The sequence below is a fragment of the Citrobacter sp. A316 genome, assembly GCF_002042945.1.
In the GTDB taxonomy this organism is placed as follows: domain Bacteria; phylum Pseudomonadota; class Gammaproteobacteria; order Enterobacterales; family Enterobacteriaceae; genus Citrobacter; species Citrobacter portucalensis.
Map to the genome: position 1 here is coordinate 168,863 of NZ_MVFZ01000007.1, position 17,127 is coordinate 185,989.

Genomic DNA, 17,127 nt, shown 5'->3' on the forward strand with positions numbered 1-17,127 from the left:
CCCAGGAGATAAAACAATGGAACAAACCTGGCGTTGGTATGGCCCGAACGATCCCGTGTCGTTGTCCGATGTTCGTCAGGCCGGAGCAACCGGCGTAGTAACAGCGCTTCATCATATTCCAAACGGTGAAATCTGGTCCGTAGAAGAAATTCTCAAACGCAAAGAGATCGTAGAGAAAGCCGGTCTGGTCTGGTCCGTCGTGGAAAGCGTGCCGATTCATGAAGATATCAAGACCCATACAGGGCAATACGATCTCTGGATTAGCAATTATCAGCAGACGCTGCGTAATCTTGCCCAATGTGGCATCTATACCGTGTGTTACAACTTCATGCCGGTTCTGGACTGGACGCGCACAGACCTGGAATATGAATTGCCCGATGGCTCAAAAGCCCTGCGCTTTGACCAGATTGAGTTTGCCGCCTTTGAGCTGCATATTCTCAAACGTCCGGGGGCCGAAGCAGATTACACCGCGGATGAGATAGCTCAAGCGGGTGAGCGTTTCTCCACCATGAGCGAAGAGGACAAGGCGCGACTGACACGAAACATTATTGCCGGTCTGCCAGGCGCCGAAGAAGGTTACACGTTGGACCAATTCCGTAGCCACCTGGCGACTTATCAAAATATCGACAAAGCGGCCCTGCGCGAGCACTTTGCCTTTTTCCTGCGGGCCATCATCCCGGTTGCGGAAGAGGTTGGCGTACGTATGGCCGTGCACCCAGACGATCCGCCGCGCCCAATTCTTGGTCTGCCGCGTATTGTCTCCACCATCGAAGATATGCAGTGGATGGTAGAAACCGTCAACAGCATGGCGAATGGCTTCACAATGTGTACAGGCTCTTATGGGGTGCGCGCAGACAACGATCTGGTAGATATGATTAAACAGTTCGGCCCACGGATTTACTTTACGCATCTGCGCTCCACGCAACGCGAAAATAATCCCAAAACCTTCCATGAAGCGGCACATCTTTCCGGTGATGTCGATATGTACAACGTGGTGAAAGCGATAGTCGAAGAAGAAGAGCGCCGTAAAAATGAAGGTAACGCCGTCTTGATCCCCATGCGACCAGACCATGGTCACCAGATGCTTGACGATCTGAAAAAGAAAACCAATCCCGGTTATTCCGCTATTGGGCGTCTGAAAGGTCTGGCTGAAGTACGTGGTGTTGAGCTGGCTATCCGGCGCGCCTTTTTCAGTTAATCAGATTATTGCCGCATGGTGTCCATCGCTATGCGGTTTTTCATTCCGTCAGGACCGGTCTTTGATAGCACATCATCAAAGAAGATCTTCAATGACAGGAGGTTGTCATGGAACAAAATCTCGCCAACGCTCAGATTTCCACCCCGCGCCCATGCTGGGATCGTTCACGCCTGGTTTCCCGAATCGTACATCTTGGCTGCGGGGCCTTTCACCGCGCCCACCAGGCACTTTATACCCATCATCTGCTGGAAAGCAGCGACAGCGACTGGGGTATCTGCGAGGTTAACCTGATGCCCGGAAACGATGCCACGCTGATTCAAAATCTAAAGGCGCAGGATCTGCTTTATACCGTTGCCGAGCGTGGGGCGCAAAATACAGAACTTAAAATCATCGGTTCGATGAACGAAGCTCTGCATCCAGAATTCGATGGCGGAGATGCAATTATCCGCGCAATGGCGCGCCCGGAAACCGCCATTGTTTCACTGACAATTACCGAGAAAGGTTATTGTACCGATCCCGCCAGCGGCGAACTGGATCTGAATCACCCGTTTATCCAGCATGACATTGTAAACCCGCAGTCACCAAAATCGGCGATTGGCTATATTGTCGAAGCTCTGGCGTTGCGTCGCAAACAGGGATTAAAGGCCTTTACCGTGCTGTCCTGCGACAACGTGCGAGAAAACGGCCATGTCGCGAAAGCAGCTGTCCTGGGGCTGGCAGCGACCCGCGACCCGCAACTGGCCGATTGGATAGCCGCGCATGTTACGTTTCCTTGTACGATGGTGGATCGCATTGTCCCAGCGGCAACGGATGAGACATTAGCGCAAATCGCCGAACAGCTTGGCGTGTACGATCCCTGTGCCATTGCCTGCGAGCCGTTCCGCCAGTGGGTTATCGAAGATAACTTTGTTAATGGTCGTCCGGACTGGGATCGGGTTGGCGCGCAGTTTGTGGAAGATGTAGTGCCGTTTGAAATGATGAAGCTGCGTATGCTCAACGGCAGTCACTCTTTCCTCGCATACCTTGGTTATCTGGGTGGCTACGAGACGATTGCCGATACGATGACAAACCCGGCGTATCGCAACGCTGCGCTGGCGTTAATGCTTGATGAACAGGCTCCAACGCTGTCGATGCCTGAAGGTACAGACCTGGCAGGTTATGCGGAGTTGCTGATCGCAAGGTTTAGCAATCCATCGTTGAAGCACCGAACCTGGCAAATTGCGATGGATGGCAGTCAGAAATTACCGCAACGCTTGCTGGACCCCATTCGGCTTCATCTTGAACAAGGAGACAACTACCGTCGCCTGGCTCTGGGCGTTGCAGGCTGGATGCGCTACGTCAGTGGTATAGATGAAAAAGGCAATCCAATTGAAGTGGTCGATCCTTTGGCGGAACAGTTTCGGGCTATTTATCAGCACTATCCGTCAACTGGGGAACGTGTCAGGGCACTACTGGCAATTGACACCATCTTTGGGCGGGATCTGCGCGATAACACCGACTTTGTTGAGCATGTCACCGCTGCCTGTCAGCAATTGCACAGCTTAGGCGCCCGTGCAGCGGTAGCCGATCTGAGTCATTAACGCTTGTGTTTCAAAGACCCACGATCTGCCTGACGTAAGCCAGATGTTCCAGCGATTTTTGATAAGCACCGTCAGCATCCGCCTGGCGAATCGCATCCACAATTGCTTTATGTTGCTGATTCATACTGGTTAACACATCCCGGTTGCCGGAGCGTTTGTCCAGTCCGGCATACGGGATGTTAACGCGTTGCTCCCACAACATACGCGACATATCTAGCAAGACGCGGTTCTGACTGGCTTCAGATACCGTTAAATGGAATTGCTTATCGAGAGAGTAAAAACCATGGACATTGTTTTCACTAATGGCTTTTTCCATGCTGAGGTGCAGCGCTTCAAGCTGGCTAATTAGCTCATCTTTGCCTGCTTCTGCAGCAAGACGCGCACAATGGCTGTCGACCAACTCTCGCGAATAGAGTATTTCTTCAACCGTATAATCACTGGCAGAATGCTTTTTATCAGTAACAATCACGCCATTACCGGACTGGATGGTGATCCACCCTGAGATCTCAAGCACAATCAACGCTTCTCTGAGCGATGCCCGACTCACGCCAAGTTGCTTCGCCAGTTCACGTTCAGGGGGCAAGAAGCTTCCCGGCGGAAAAATACTATCGTTGATGAGCTTAATGATGAGATTGGCTATCTTTTGATAGAGCCGCTCCTGTTTTACCTCAGGAATAACCATGTGCATCCCGTTCCCTTCTGTGTACGATTTTTAACTGATTTATCTTATCATTCCCGGAGTTAAGAAACGCATGCCTGAGTCAGTTCCTTGTAACAGAGGTAAACAAATTCACTCACCAGATACCAAATCCTGTGCGCATGCCCAGGCGCTCGACCATGCCCACTGGAAGTTATAGCCTCCCAACCAGCCGGTGACGTCCATCACTTCGCCGATAAAGTAGAGCCCTGGCACTTTGCGGGCTTCCATCGTGCGCGATGACAGCTCGTTGGTATCAACACCGCCCAGCGTGACTTCAGCGGTACGATACCCTTCCGTACCGTTCGGCTGCACCCGCCACTCGGTCAGCGTTTCAATCAGCGTTTGTTGATCGCGCACGTTAAGCTGCTTCAGAGACACGTCAGGAATTTGCCCTAACTGCTGCAAGCATTCCACCAGACGCTTTGGCAACTGCATCGCTAATGTGTTCTTTAAGCTCTGGTTAGGGTGTGTGCTACGTTGTTCGTCGAGGAAGCTCGCCAGGTCAACATCCGGCAACAAATTAATGCTGACAAATTCGCCTGGCTGCCAAAAACTGGAAATCTGCAAAACAGCCGGGCCCGAAAGTCCTCGGTGTGTAAAGAGCAGATTTTCACGAAACACGGTGCCATCCTCGGCGGTGATAACGGAAGATACCGATACGCCAGAGAGCACCTGAAGCTGCTCCAGCAGTGGCTTATGCAACGTAAAGGGCACCAGTCCCGCGCGCGTTGGCAACACCTTCAGTCCGAACTGTTCGGCAATTTTATAACCAAACGGCGTTGCCCCCAGACCCGGCATGGAAAGCCCACCGGAAGCGATAACCAGTTTTTTCGTGCCGACCGTCATGCCGTTCAATTCGAGGGTGAAACCTTCATCATCCCGCGCCACGCTCAGGACTTCGCTACGTAACCGCATAGTTACGTTACCTTTTTCACACTCGTCTACCAGCATATCGACAATTTGCTGTGCGGAATCATCGCAGAAAAGCTGACCTAGCGTTTTTTCATGCCAGGCAATACCGTGTTTGCCCACCAGGTCGATAAAATCCCACTGCGTGTAACGCGCCAGCGCCGATTTGCAAAAATGGGGGTTTTGGCTCAAATAGGCGGCCGGTTCGACATAAAGATTGGTAAAGTTGCAGCGTCCCCCGCCAGACATGAGAATCTTGCGTCCTGGCTTTTTACCATTATCAATCAGCAGTACTCGACTACCTGCTTGTCCTGCCTGCGCGGCACAAAACATACCCGCTGCGCCAGCGCCTATAATAACGGTATCAAACCTTTCCACGTTGCGATCCTCTCTAAAAAGCGGGTGTGAATTGTAAAGATTCCTCAGTGGTCGCACCAGCACCAAACTACCGATAAAGGGTATTTAACTGAAATATATAGGATAATTCTTTAGTGGTGTAAAACAAAGCAGGAGACAAATCAAAAAAACTCTATATTTCACTTTGCCCGCGCCGCCAAAGTCACTGATAATGCGCCGCGTTCATGTCCTCAAAATGGCGTAACGTCCTATGCTACATTTGTTTGCTGGCCTGGATTTACATACCGGGCTTTTACTATTGCTTGCTCTGGCTTTTGTGCTGTTCTACGAAGCAATTAACGGCTTCCATGACACAGCCAATGCTGTCGCAACCGTGATCTATACCCGTGCAATGCGTTCGCAATTGGCGGTGGTCATGGCTGCGTTGTTCAACTTCTTTGGTGTTTTGCTGGGTGGTCTCAGCGTGGCGTATGCCATCGTGCATATGCTACCAACGGATCTGCTGCTTAATATGGGATCGTCACATGGCCTTGCCATGGTGTTCTCCATGCTGCTGGCGGCAATAATCTGGAACCTGGGTACCTGGTACTTTGGTTTACCTGCATCCAGCTCCCACACGCTGATCGGCGCCATTATCGGTATTGGTTTAACCAATGCACTGATGACCGGCACCTCGGTGGTGGACGCACTTAACATTCCGAAAGTTATCGGTATTTTTGCTTCGCTTATCATCTCGCCAATTGTTGGTCTGGTGGTTGCAGGCGGTCTTATTTTCATTCTGCGTCGTTACTGGAGCGGTACAAAAAAACGTGCCCGTATCCACCTGACGCCAGCAGAACGTGAAAAGAAAGATGGCAAGAAAAAGCCGCCGTTCTGGACCCGTATTGCACTGATCCTCTCCGCTATCGGCGTTGCGTTCTCTCATGGCGCTAACGACGGGCAGAAAGGCATTGGTCTGGTGATGCTGGTACTTATTGGCGTAGCGCCTGCAGGCTTCGTGGTGAATATGAATGCTTCCGGTTACGAGATTACCCGTACCCGTGATGCAATCAATAACGTCGAAGTCTTCTTCCAGCAGCGTCCTGACCTGCTTAAACAGGCCACTGGCGTAGACCAGCTGATTCCGTCCCCGACGGACGCGGCACCCGCGACGACGACAGAGTTCCATTGCCACCCGGCGAATACCATCAACGCGCTGGAACGTGCGAAAGGTATGCTGGCGAACCTGGAAACCTACGACAAGTTAAGCGTCGAACAGCGTGGTCAGCTGCGCCGTATTATGCTGTGCATCTCTGATACCACCGATAAGGTGGTTAAGCTGCCAGGCGTAAGCGCCGACGATCAGCGTCTGCTGAAAAAACTGAAAGCTGACATGCTGAGCACCATTGAGTACGCGCCTATCTGGATCATTATGGCCGTCGCACTGGCGCTGGGTATTGGTACGATGATTGGCTGGCGTCGCGTAGCCACCACCATTGGTGAGAAAATCGGTAAGAAAGGCATGACCTATGCCCAGGGGATGTCGGCACAGATGACCGCCGCAGTCTCTATCGGTCTCGCCAGTTACACCGGCATGCCCGTTTCCACCACCCACGTTCTCTCTTCTTCCGTTGCGGGGACGATGGTTGTTGATGGCGGCGGATTGCAGCGTAAAACGGTAACCAGCATTCTGATGGCCTGGGTCTTCACCCTGCCGGCTGCGATTATTCTTTCCGGGGTGCTGTACTGGCTTTCCCTGAAGCTTATCTAAGCGAATGCACGGTAAAAAAGCGGGTCAGGAAGCTGGCCCGCTTTTTTTGTATCTGTTATTGGAATCAGTGCCAAATAATCAGCGCAACCATGCTGATTAGCACCAGGCCGCATAGCGCGCTGGTAAGGATGAACTGACCGCGAACCCGCTCACAGCGGCGAATAAATTCATCATCATGATGATCGCGGTAACGCTGAGCGTAGATATACCACACCAGACGCATCTGCTTGTTCGGTTGCCCATGCGAGGTAAAAAAGCCCCCTCCATCTACATACTGGTAAAGTAATGGATCGCAACCACGAAGTACCACTAACAGTGCGCGTAGCGAAGAAAAATAGCGCGCCATATTAACAATGCAAACGACACATAAAGCCCAGAATAATGCAATGGTGCTTATCATACCTCCTCCCCGGCGACCCGCCCACGGAACTCCTTTCCGGGACTACCGCTCCCCGATACCCTGCCAAACCATTCAATGAAGAGTGCAGCCGAAACCGTTCGTGTTAGTATCACGCATCCGAACGCCTCTTTAAATAGTGTAGGAGATCAGTTAATTTTTTTGCCATAAGGTTAATCGCTATCAATGCAATTAACTAAAAATTTTGTTTAACTGCTTGGCAAGCAAGGCGGATTGACGGATTATCCTGGTCGCTATAATGTAAGGATAGTCCTTATATGGTACGTTTTTACGACTGGGCTAGCCCCGCGCATAAGGTTCGCAGGACGCGGATGACGCGGCGGCAGATAAACGCCAGCAGGCTAGTCATCGACAACTTATGGAAGGAGTAACACTATGGCTTATAAACACATTCTTATCGCGGTTGATCTTTCTCCGGAAAGCAAAGTTCTGGTTGAAAAAGCGGTTTCTATGGCGCGACCTTACAATGCTAAAGTCTCCCTTATCCACGTTGACGTAAACTATTCCGACCTGTACACCGGGCTCATCGATGTGAATCTGGGCGACATGCAGAAGCGCATTTCTGAAGAAACCCACCACGCGTTAACCGAGCTGTCCACCAATGCAGGCTACCCTATCACCGAAACCCTGAGCGGTAGCGGCGACCTGGGCCAGGTTCTGGTTGATGCCATCAAAAAATACGACATGGACCTGGTCGTATGTGGTCACCACCAGGATTTCTGGAGCAAACTGATGTCCTCCGCGCGCCAACTGATCAACACCGTCCACGTCGACATGTTGATTGTTCCGCTGCGTGACGACGAAGAAGCATAAAATGCTTGCTGCCGGAAGATAGCCCGGCACGCTGTAAGCAATTAAGCCTGTAAACGCCCGCCTTTGCGGGCGTTTTTGTTTTTATCATCCGGACACAATTAGTACATCAATCCAACAAATAAATCATAATTAGTGTGATCAACTAATTGGATCGAAAACTATCTCTATAATACTCTACACCCGCGGCCAATAACCGCAGTCTATAACAAAATAAGACTTTTTCGGCGCGTTTAAGTATACGCGTTCATACTTTTCGGGATGGCTTTGAAAGGCGATGGAATATGAATAAAACTGCACCTACGGGCTTGCTGCAGCAACCTCGTCCGTTCTTCATGATCTTCTTTGTGGAATTATGGGAACGATTTGGCTATTACGGCGTTCAGGGCATCCTGGCGGTATTTTTTGTTAAGCAGCTCGGATTTTCACAAGAACAGGCATTTGTCACCTTTGGTGCCTTTGCCGCACTGGTTTACGGCCTGATCTCGATCGGCGGCTACGTCGGCGATCACCTGTTAGGCACCAAGCGCACGCTGGTACTCGGTGCCATTGTGCTGGCAATCGGCTATTTCATGACCGGGATGTCGCTGCTCAAGCCGGATCTGATCTTTATTGCTTTGGGTACTATTGCCGTCGGTAACGGGCTGTTTAAAGCCAACCCGGCAAGCCTGCTGTCCAAATGCTATCCACCAAAAGATGCCCGTCTGGACGGGGCTTTCACCCTGTTTTATATGTCGATTAATATCGGTTCGCTGCTGTCGCTGTCGCTGGCACCGGTGATTGCCGATAAGTTTGGCTACGCTGTGACCTACAACCTGTGCGGGGCCGGGCTTATCGTCGCGCTGCTGGTCTACTTTGCCTGCCGTGGAATGGTGAAGGACATCGGTTCTGAACCTGACCATAAACCGCTGAATTTCCGTAACCTGTTGTGCGTGCTGGCCGGTACGGTAGTGATGGTATTTATCTGCGCCTGGCTGATGCACAACGTGCAGGTTGCCAACCTGGTGCTGATCGTCCTGTCGATTGCTGTCACCATTATCTTCTTCCGTCAGGCATTCAAACTGGATAAAACCGGGCGCAACAAGATGTTCGTGGCCTTTATCCTGATGCTGGAAGCGGTGGTGTTTTACGTGCTGTACGCGCAGATGCCGACATCGCTGAACTTCTTTGCGATCAATAACGTACACCATGAAATTCTTGGTTTCGCCATTAACCCGGTGAGCTTCCAGGCGCTGAACCCGTTCTGGGTGGTACTGGCGAGTCCGGTACTGGCCGCAATCTATACCCGTCTGGGCAACAAAGGCAAAGACCTGACCATGCCGATGAAATTTACGCTCGGTATGTTCCTGTGCTCATTGGGCTTCCTGACGGCCGCCGCTGCCGGGATGTGGTTTGCCGATGCGCAAGGGCTGACGTCGCCATGGTTTATCGTGCTGGTGTATCTGTTCCAGAGCCTGGGTGAACTGTTGATTAGCGCCCTGGGACTGGCGATGGTCGCCGCTCTCGTGCCACAACACCTGATGGGCTTCATTCTCGGGATGTGGTTCCTGACGCAGGCTGCGGCCTTCCTGATGGGGGGTTATGTCGCCACGTTCACCGCCGTACCAGAGAACATCACCGACCCACTGCAAACGCTGCCTATCTACACCAACGTCTTCAGTAAGATTGGCCTGGTCACCCTGGCAGTAACGGTCGTGATGGCGATTATGGTGCCATGGCTGAACCGCATGATTAATACGCCAAGTACCGAACAGTAATACTCAGTGCCGGATGCGGCTTACGCCTTATCCGGCCTACATTCAACAAGCCCGATCGCTTTGCGCCATCGGGCATTTTCGATCATTACCCTTTGCGAGCGTCTATCCACTCCTGCACTTCCACCACAAAGGTGTCCGGTGCTTTACGGTACATTTTGCGCGCCAAATCGAGAATCGTATGCTGGCCGAGCGCTTCTTCCATTCGCTGCTGGGCCATGTCCATTACCGAACGCACGCCACAAATGCCTTCACAGGCCCACTCAGGTGGATGCTCCTCAAATACCGCCAGCCGCTGGCGAATTTCACGACATTCAAAGATGCGCTTATCGCCATCAATAGCATTCACCACATCCAGCACCGTGATGTGTTCAGCGGGTTTAGCTAACTGGAAACCGCCGCCCTTGCCTTCAATGCTGCGCACCAGACCCGCTTTCGACAAACGAGTAAAAATTTTCGCCAGATAGTCATATGGCACGCTTTGCAGCTCGGCAATTTCCCGCACGCTCATATCCCGCGCGTCGCCCTTACTGTCGACCATACACATCAGGCTATGAATGCCGTACTCAACCCCAGAACTGTAGAATGCCATTCTCTTATCTCAGCCAAAATGAATCTGAGTTTATTGTAGCTTTTTCATCTCATTCATTCCAGACAGCAAAATAACCCGCCTGCAAAATAAAACTTTAAATATATATTTATCAAATAGATATTCAAAAACTCTCAACCTTTTAGGTAAAAAGGAGCTCGATCGCATTGCAATCCTTAACTACGACAAATAAAATCCGAGTAAATAATTCGTAGTCACCAGTGAGAAAAACCCAATGCGTAAACAAATTCTGATCGTGGGCGCCGGCTTTGCCGGTATGTGGGCAGCATTAAGCGCCGCGCGACTGGCGGATAAACATCAGCAGGCCATTGATATTACAGTAATTGCCCCACAGCCAGAGCTACGTGTCCGCCCACGTTTTTATGAAAACGCCGTTCATACGCTGGTCGCACCGCTGCAACCGCTGTTTGACGTTACCAGCGTCAACTTCTTGCAAGGTCACGTCGAGCAAATCCTCCCGGACTCTAAAGAGGTGAGCTGGAAAGATGCCAACGGTGACATTCATCTGCGCCGCTACGACCGCCTGGTGCTCGCCAGCGGAAGTCATGTAAACCGCGACGCCGTCGCCGGTGCCGCCGAGCACGCGTTTGACCTCGACCAACTTGAAAGCGCCGCCGTACTGGAGCAGCACATTAAAGATCTGGCATTACAACCGGAAAGTGAGGCTCGCAATACCGTGGTGGTCTGCGGCGGCGGCTTTACCGGGATTGAAATGGCGCTGGAATTGCCGGGTCGTTTGCGCGAAATATTGGGCGCTGATTCTAAGACCAGAGTTGTCGTAGTTGAACGCGGTGCTCAGCCAGGCGGACGCTGGAGCCAGGAATTACGTGACGTGATTATCGAAGCCTCTGCTGAACTGGGCGTCGAGTGGCTGGTCAATGCGGAAGTAGAAAGCGTGGATGCCTCCGGCGTCACGCTGAAAGATGGGCAGGTGATTGCCTCTCAGACGGTTATCTGGACCGTCGGCGTGCAGGCCAATGGCCTGACAGCACAGATTAACGCCCCGCGCGATCGCCAGGGCCGTCTGCATGTGAATGCCAATCTGCAGGTTGTGGGTCACGATGATATCTACGCCACTGGCGATGTCGCCTATGCCGCCACCGACGACAAAGGCAACCATGCGCTGATGACCTGTCAGCACGCTATTTTGTTGGGTAAATTTGCCGGTAATAACGCCGCGGCGGACCTGTTAAACGTAACACCACTGCCATATCGTCAGGAAAACTACGTCACTTGTCTGGATCTCGGTGCCTGGGGTGCGGTGTATAGCGAAGGATGGGACCAGCAGGTGAAACTGACGCGCGCAGAAGCGAAGAAGCTGAAGGTGTCGATTGTCAGCGAGCTGATTTATCCGCCGAAAGCAGATCGTGCAGTAGCATTTGAAATTGCCGATCCGCTGGCACCGTTTGTTTAATGGGTAATGCCGGATGCGGCTAACACCTTATCCGGCCTACAAAGACACGCTGCCATAGGCCTGATAAGCGCACCATGCCGGATGCGGCTAACGCCTTATCCGGCCTACAAAGACACGCTGTCGTAGGCCTGATAAGCGCAGCGCATCAGGCGATTCAGCACACAGACCAACAAACTATGCCGTCCCGGCGTAGATATCAAACCGATGCCCTTTCGTGACTACCGCGTTCGGCGTGGCGACATCCGCCAGCGGCGGCGCGTAGTCCGGGCGCTTCACCACCACACGTTTAGTGGCTAACTGACGCGCAGGCTCCAGCAGGCCATCCGCATCCAGGTCCGGCCCCACCAGCGACTGAAACACACGCATCTCTTTTTTTACCAGCGCGCTTTTCTGCTTATGCGGGAACATCGGGTCGAGGTACACCACCTGCGGGCGCGGCGTGATATCGGTTAACGCCGTCAGACTCGACGCGTGGATCAGCTGTAAACGTTCCTGCAGCCACGGACCGATTTCCGGGTCGGCGTAGCCGCGCGCCAGACCATCATCGAGCAGCGCGGCAACCACTGGGTTTCGTTCCAGCATCCGTACACGACAGCCTACCGAGGCCAGTACAAACGCATCGCGCCCCAGCCCTGCGGTTGCATCGACCACATCCGGCAGGTAATCGCCTTTAATGCCGACAGCCTTCGCCACCGCTTCACCGCGACCACCGCCAAACTTACGCCGATGGGCCATCGCTCCGCCCACGAAATCAACAAAGATACCGCCGAGTTTGGGTTCATCACGTTTGCGTAGTTCCAGATGTTCCGGCGTCATCACCAGCGCCATCAGGTTATCTTCATCGTGTTCCAGTCCCCAGCGGGCGGCAAGAACAGATAAGGCGCCGTCTCCGGCGCCTGTTTCATCAATTAAGCAGATTTTCAATTCCGCTTTACCCTAAATAATTCGAGTTGCATCAAGACAACAAGTGAAGGAATCCCTGGGAACGTACAAATAGTACGTGACCAGGGTGAGTGAGCGCAGTTGCCGAAGAGGCAGCTTGAAGTATGACGGGTAAATCAGCCTTTGATCCCGTAATGCTCCAGCATTGCATCCAGCTGTGGCTCGCGGCCACGGAAGCGCTTAAACAGTTCCATCGGCTCTTCAGAACCGCCACGGGTGAGGATGTTATCGAGGAACGATTGTCCGGTTTGACGATTGAAAATCCCTTCATCTTCAAAGCGAGAGAAAGCATCCGCCGCCAGTACGTCGGCCCACAGATAGCTGTAGTAACCCGCCGCGTAGCCACCAGCAAAAATGTGGCTGAAGGCATGCGGGAAGCGGCCCCAGGTCGGCCCCGGCACCACGGCGACCTGCTTTTTAATTTCCGCCAGCGTATCGAGGATTTTAGCCCCTTGCTGCGGGTTAAATTCCGCGTGCAGACGGAAATCAAACAGACCGAACTCCAGTTGACGCAGAATAAACAGTGCCGCCTGGTAGTTTTTCGCCGCCAGCATTTTATCCAGCAGTTCCTTCGGCAGCGGTTCACCGGTCTCAAAGTGACCAGAGATAAACGCCAACGCTTCCGGCTCCCAACACCAGTTTTCCATAAACTGGCTCGGCAGTTCGACCGCATCCCATGGCACACCGTTGATACCGGAAACGCCCGCGGTTTCGACACGGGTCAGCATATGGTGCAGACCATGGCCAAATTCGTGGAACAGGGTGATCACTTCATCGTGGGTAAACAGCGCAGGTTTACCGTTCACCGGGCGGTTAAAGTTACAGGTCAGGTAGGCGACCGGCTTTTGCAATGTGCCGTCGGCTTTACGCATCTGGCCGACGCAGTCGTCCATCCACGCCCCGCCGCGTTTATGTTCACGGGCATACAGATCAAGATAGAAGCTGCCGCGCAGCTCGTTATTTTCGTCGTACAGCTCGAAGAAGCGAACCTCCGGATGCCAGACGTCAACATCGGTGCGCTCTTTAGCGGTGATGCCATAAATACGTTTAACCACTTCAAACAGGCCGTTCACGGCTTTGTTTTCCGGGAAGTATGGACGCAGTTGCTCATCGCTGATGCTGTAGAGGTGCTGTTTTTGTTTCTCGCTGTAGTAAGCGATATCCCACGGCTGCAAGTCATCAACACCAAATTCCGCTTTCGCGAAGGCGCGCAATTGGGCCAGCTCTTTCTCACCCTGCGGACGGGCACGTTTCGCCAGGTCGGTCAGGAAGTCGAGAACCTGCTGCGGGTTCTCCGCCATTTTGGTAGCCAGAGATTTAAAGGCGTAGCTTTCAAAGCCCAGCAGCTGTGCCAGCTCATGACGCAGCGCGAGGATCTCTTCCATTATCGGGCTGTTGTCCCATTTGCCCGCGTTTGGCCCCTGGTCAGACGCGCGCGTGGAGTAAGCACGATACATCTCTTCACGCAGTCCCTGGTTATCACAGTAGGTCATCACCGGCAGGTAGCTTGGGATGTCCAGGGTTAACAGATAGCCTTCCTGCTCTTTGGCTTCAGCCTGGGCTTTTGCGGCGGCCAGCGCGCTTTCCGGCATCCCGGCAAGTTCTGCTTCGTCGGTCACCAGCTTAGTCCAGCCCATCGTAGCATCGAGGACGTTATTGCTGTACAGGTTGCCGAGCTCAGACAGGCGGGTAGCGATCTCACCATAGCGCTGCTGTTTTTCCTTCGGCAGACCAATACCAGAAAGCTCAAAATCGCGCAGCGCGTTATCAACCGCTTTTTTCTGTGCAGTGTTCAGAGTGGCGTAATGATCGCCATCACGCAGATCGCGGTACGCTTTGTACAGGCCTTCATGTTGTCCAACCCAGGTGCTGTATTCAGACAGCAGCGGCAGCGTTTGTTCGTAGGCTTCACGCAGTTCCGGGCTGTTTTTCACCGAGTTCAGATGGCTAACCGGAGAGAAAATACGCCCCAGCACATCGTCAACTTCCGCCAACGGCTGGCAGAGGTTTTCCCAGGTGTACGGCGCGCCCTGCGCAACCACGCGCTCAACGTTTTCGCGGCAATCATTCAGCGCCTTAGTAACGGCAGGCACAACGTGCTCAGGCTGAATTTTAGAAAACGGCGGCAGTTCGAAGGGAGTCAGCAATGGATTGGTCATTAGCGCGGTCCTGTTGAAAAGAGTGAATGAAGCGCGTATCCGGCGCTGTGCATATTAATTTGTACAATGGGGTTAAGTGTAGAGGATTTCAATGCTAACCGTGACGGAAAGACGCCCGGTAGCGCTGCGCTTACCGGGCCTACGGGTAATCTGTGCCGATCTGCTGTAAACTGTGGCAAATCGTCATTTCAGCGGAATTTCATTACCCATGCTCAGTTATCGCCACAGTTATCACGCAGGCAACCACGCCGACGTCCTTAAACATTCCGTTCAGAGTCTGATCATCGAGTCGCTCAAAGAGAAAGAAAAACCGTTTCTCTATCTGGACACCCATGCTGGCGCTGGCCGTTATCAGCTGAGCAGTGAGCATGCCGAACGTACCGGTGAATATCTGGAAGGGATCGCCCGCATCTGGCAGCAGGACGATTTGCCTGCCGAACTGGAGCCCTACATTGGCGTGGTGCAGCACTTCAACCGTAGCGGTCAGCTGCGCTACTACCCGGGCTCTCCGTTAATTGCTCGCCAGCTGCTGCGCGAACAGGACAGCCTGCAATTAACTGAACTGCACCCGAGCGACTTCCCTCTGCTGCGCGGCGAATTCCAGAAAGATGAGCGCGCTCGCGTGGCCAAAGCCGATGGTTATCAGCAGCTGAAAGCAAAATTGCCGCCGGTTTCCCGTCGTGGGTTGATCCTTATCGATCCCCCATACGAAATCAAAAGCGACTACCAGGCAGTAGTGACCGGGATTAACGAAGGCTACAAACGTTTCGCGACCGGCACCTATGCGTTGTGGTATCCGGTGGTTCTGCGCCAACAAATCAAGCGCATGATCCACGATCTGGAAGACACCGGCATCCGCAAAATTCTGCAAATTGAGCTGGCGGTACGCCCGGACAGCGATCAGCGTGGCATGACGGCATCCGGCATGATTGTGATTAACCCGCCATGGAAGCTGGAGCAGCAGATGAACAACGTCCTGCCGTGGCTACACAGCAAACTGGTCCCGGCAGGAACCGGGCATACTTCAGTAAGCTGGATCGTGCCGGAGTAATCGCAGCCATCGGTGGAACCTTTTAATATCAGGTATACAATCGCGAATATTTTGGCGGATGGCGTAACGCTTCTCCGCCCTACAATGAACATAAAGGAGCGGTCATGACCAAGCACTATGATTACATCGCTATTGGCGGCGGCAGCGGCGGTATTGCCTCCATTAACCGTGCAGCAATGTACGGCCAGAAATGCGCACTGATTGAAGCCAAAGAGCTGGGCGGCACCTGCGTTAACGTTGGCTGCGTACCGAAGAAAGTGATGTGGCATGCCGCACAGGTCCGCGAAGCGATCCACATGTACGGTCCGGATTACGGTTTCGACACCACCATCAATAAGTTCGACTGGGATAAACTGATCGCCACGCGTACCGCTTATATCGACCGCATTCATACTTCGTACGACAACGTGCTGGGCAAAAATAATGTCGATGTGATCAAAGGCTTTGCCCGCTTTGTGGATGCCAAAACCATTGAAGTAAACGGTGAAACCATTACTGCCGATCATATTTTGATTGCCACCGGTGGTCGCCCGAGCCATCCGAGCATTCCGGGTGTGGAATACGGTATCGATTCCGATGGTTTCTTTGAACTGCCCGCGCTGCCAAAACGCGTGGCCGTTGTTGGCGCAGGCTATATCGCCGTTGAACTGGCTGGCGTGATTAACGGCCTGGGTGCTCAAACGCATCTGTTCGTGCGTAAACACGCGCCGCTGCGTAGCTTTGACCCGATGATCGTCGACACGCTGGTTGAGGTGATGAACGCCGAAGGCCCGACTCTGCATACTCACGCGATTCCGAAAGCGGTCGTTAAAAACGCTGACGGCAGCCTGACCCTGCAACTGGAAGATGGTCGTAGCGAAACGGTAGACTGCCTGATTTGGGCAATTGGTCGTGAACCAGCCACCGATAATTTCAACCTGGCTGTTACCGGCGTGAAAACCAACGAAAAAGGCTACATCGTCGTTGATAAATTCCAGAATACCAGCGTGCCGGGTATTTATGCCGTCGGCGATAATACCGGCGCCGTTGAGCTAACGCCGGTTGCCGTTGCCGCGGGCCGTCGCCTGTCTGAGCGTCTGTTTAACAACAAGCCGGACGAGCATCTGGACTACAGCAACATCCCGACCGTGGTCTTCAGCCATCCGCCAATTGGCACCGTGGGCCTGACCGAGCAGCAGGCTCGTGAACAGCACGGCGATGACCAGGTGAAAGTGTATAAATCATCGTTTACCGCGATGTATACCGCTGTCACCTCACATCGTCAGCCGTGCCGCATGAAACTGGTTTGCGTCGGTCCGGAAGAGAAAATTGTCGGTATTCACGGCATTGGTTTTGGAATGGATGAAATGCTGCAAGGCTTCGCGGTCGCGCTGAAAATGGGCGCAACCAAGAAAGACTTTGATAACACCGTTGCGATTCACCCAACGGCGGCAGAAGAGTTCGTTACCATGCGTTAAGCAATAAAAAACCGGATG

At 52.9% G+C, this 17,127-nt stretch carries 14 protein-coding genes; 8 read left to right on the top strand and 6 right to left on the bottom strand.

The window, feature by feature from the left end; genetic code table 11:
• Window positions 1-16 precede the first annotated feature (16 nt).
• Window positions 17-1,198 carry a mannonate dehydratase gene (uxuA, locus tag BZK41_RS10965; protein ID WP_079938172.1) on the top strand — a complete coding sequence of 394 codons (1,182 nt, stop codon included), beginning with the start codon at window positions 17-19 and terminating at the stop codon, window positions 1,196-1,198.
• Between the two features lie 107 nt (window positions 1,199-1,305).
• Complete coding sequence (locus BZK41_RS10970; RefSeq protein ID WP_079938173.1) at window positions 1,306-2,778, top strand: fructuronate reductase; 1,473 nt, start codon at window positions 1,306-1,308, stop codon at window positions 2,776-2,778.
• Window positions 2,779-2,788: 10 nt separating this feature from the next.
• Here the strand turns inward: BZK41_RS10970 and BZK41_RS10975 are convergent, their stop codons facing one another.
• Window positions 2,789-3,460 carry a FadR/GntR family transcriptional regulator gene (locus BZK41_RS10975; RefSeq protein ID WP_079938208.1) on the bottom strand — a complete coding sequence of 224 codons (672 nt, stop codon included), beginning with the start codon at window positions 3,458-3,460 and terminating at the stop codon, window positions 2,789-2,791.
• Window positions 3,461-3,568: 108 nt separating this feature from the next.
• Window positions 3,569-4,765, bottom strand: a complete 1,197-nt coding sequence (locus BZK41_RS10980) for an NAD(P)/FAD-dependent oxidoreductase (protein WP_079938174.1) — start codon at window positions 4,763-4,765, stop codon at window positions 3,569-3,571.
• A gap of 229 nt (window positions 4,766-4,994) precedes the next feature.
• On the opposite strand from BZK41_RS10980, the gene pitA reads away from it, so the two are divergent.
• Window positions 4,995-6,494, top strand: coding sequence for an inorganic phosphate transporter PitA (gene pitA / locus BZK41_RS10985; RefSeq protein WP_003827471.1), 1,500 nt, complete (start codon window positions 4,995-4,997; stop codon window positions 6,492-6,494).
• Window positions 6,495-6,558: 64 nt separating this feature from the next.
• Here the strand turns inward: pitA and uspB are convergent, their stop codons facing one another.
• Complete coding sequence (gene uspB, locus BZK41_RS10990) at window positions 6,559-6,894, bottom strand: universal stress protein UspB (RefSeq protein WP_003023371.1); 336 nt, start codon at window positions 6,892-6,894, stop codon at window positions 6,559-6,561.
• Window positions 6,895-7,287: 393 nt separating this feature from the next.
• Between uspB and uspA the strand changes: the two genes are divergently transcribed.
• Together uspA and dtpB are read left to right on the top strand one after the other, a co-directional pair.
• Window positions 7,288-7,725, top strand: a complete 438-nt coding sequence (gene uspA, locus BZK41_RS10995) for a universal stress protein UspA (RefSeq protein ID WP_003023368.1) — start codon at window positions 7,288-7,290, stop codon at window positions 7,723-7,725.
• A 281-nt stretch (window positions 7,726-8,006) separates the two neighbouring features.
• Window positions 8,007-9,479 (top strand): dipeptide/tripeptide permease DtpB, encoded by a 1,473-nt coding sequence (gene dtpB / locus BZK41_RS11000; protein ID WP_079938175.1) that lies wholly within the window; start codon window positions 8,007-8,009, stop codon window positions 9,477-9,479.
• Between the two features lie 85 nt (window positions 9,480-9,564).
• Here dtpB and BZK41_RS11005 read toward each other — a convergent pair whose 3' ends face one another.
• Window positions 9,565-10,068: an Rrf2 family transcriptional regulator gene (locus BZK41_RS11005; protein ID WP_003023361.1), complete on the bottom strand. Its 504-nt coding sequence runs from the start codon at window positions 10,066-10,068 to the stop codon at window positions 9,565-9,567.
• 232 nt (window positions 10,069-10,300) lie between these two features.
• Here BZK41_RS11005 and BZK41_RS11010 point away from each other — a divergent pair, with 232 nt between their 5' ends.
• Entirely contained in the window at window positions 10,301-11,500 is a 1,200-nt protein-coding gene (locus tag BZK41_RS11010; RefSeq protein ID WP_079938176.1) for an NAD(P)/FAD-dependent oxidoreductase, read from the top strand.
• A gap of 174 nt (window positions 11,501-11,674) precedes the next feature.
• On the opposite strand, the gene rsmJ is transcribed toward BZK41_RS11010, so the two are convergent.
• Window positions 11,675-12,424 carry a 16S rRNA (guanine(1516)-N(2))-methyltransferase RsmJ gene (rsmJ, locus tag BZK41_RS11015; protein WP_079938177.1) on the bottom strand — a complete coding sequence of 250 codons (750 nt, stop codon included), beginning with the start codon at window positions 12,422-12,424 and terminating at the stop codon, window positions 11,675-11,677.
• A 134-nt stretch (window positions 12,425-12,558) separates the two neighbouring features.
• Complete coding sequence (gene prlC / locus BZK41_RS11020; protein ID WP_139762596.1) at window positions 12,559-14,601, bottom strand: oligopeptidase A; 2,043 nt, start codon at window positions 14,599-14,601, stop codon at window positions 12,559-12,561.
• A gap of 208 nt (window positions 14,602-14,809) precedes the next feature.
• Here prlC and BZK41_RS11025 point away from each other — a divergent pair, with 208 nt between their 5' ends.
• Both BZK41_RS11025 and gorA read left to right on the top strand, forming a co-directional pair.
• Entirely contained in the window at window positions 14,810-15,652 is an 843-nt protein-coding gene (locus tag BZK41_RS11025; RefSeq protein ID WP_079938179.1) for a 23S rRNA (adenine(2030)-N(6))-methyltransferase RlmJ, read from the top strand.
• 104 nt (window positions 15,653-15,756) lie between these two features.
• Entirely contained in the window at window positions 15,757-17,109 is a 1,353-nt protein-coding gene (gene gorA / locus BZK41_RS11030) for a glutathione-disulfide reductase (protein WP_079938180.1), read from the top strand.
• The last annotated feature ends 18 nt before the right edge of the window (window positions 17,110-17,127 follow it).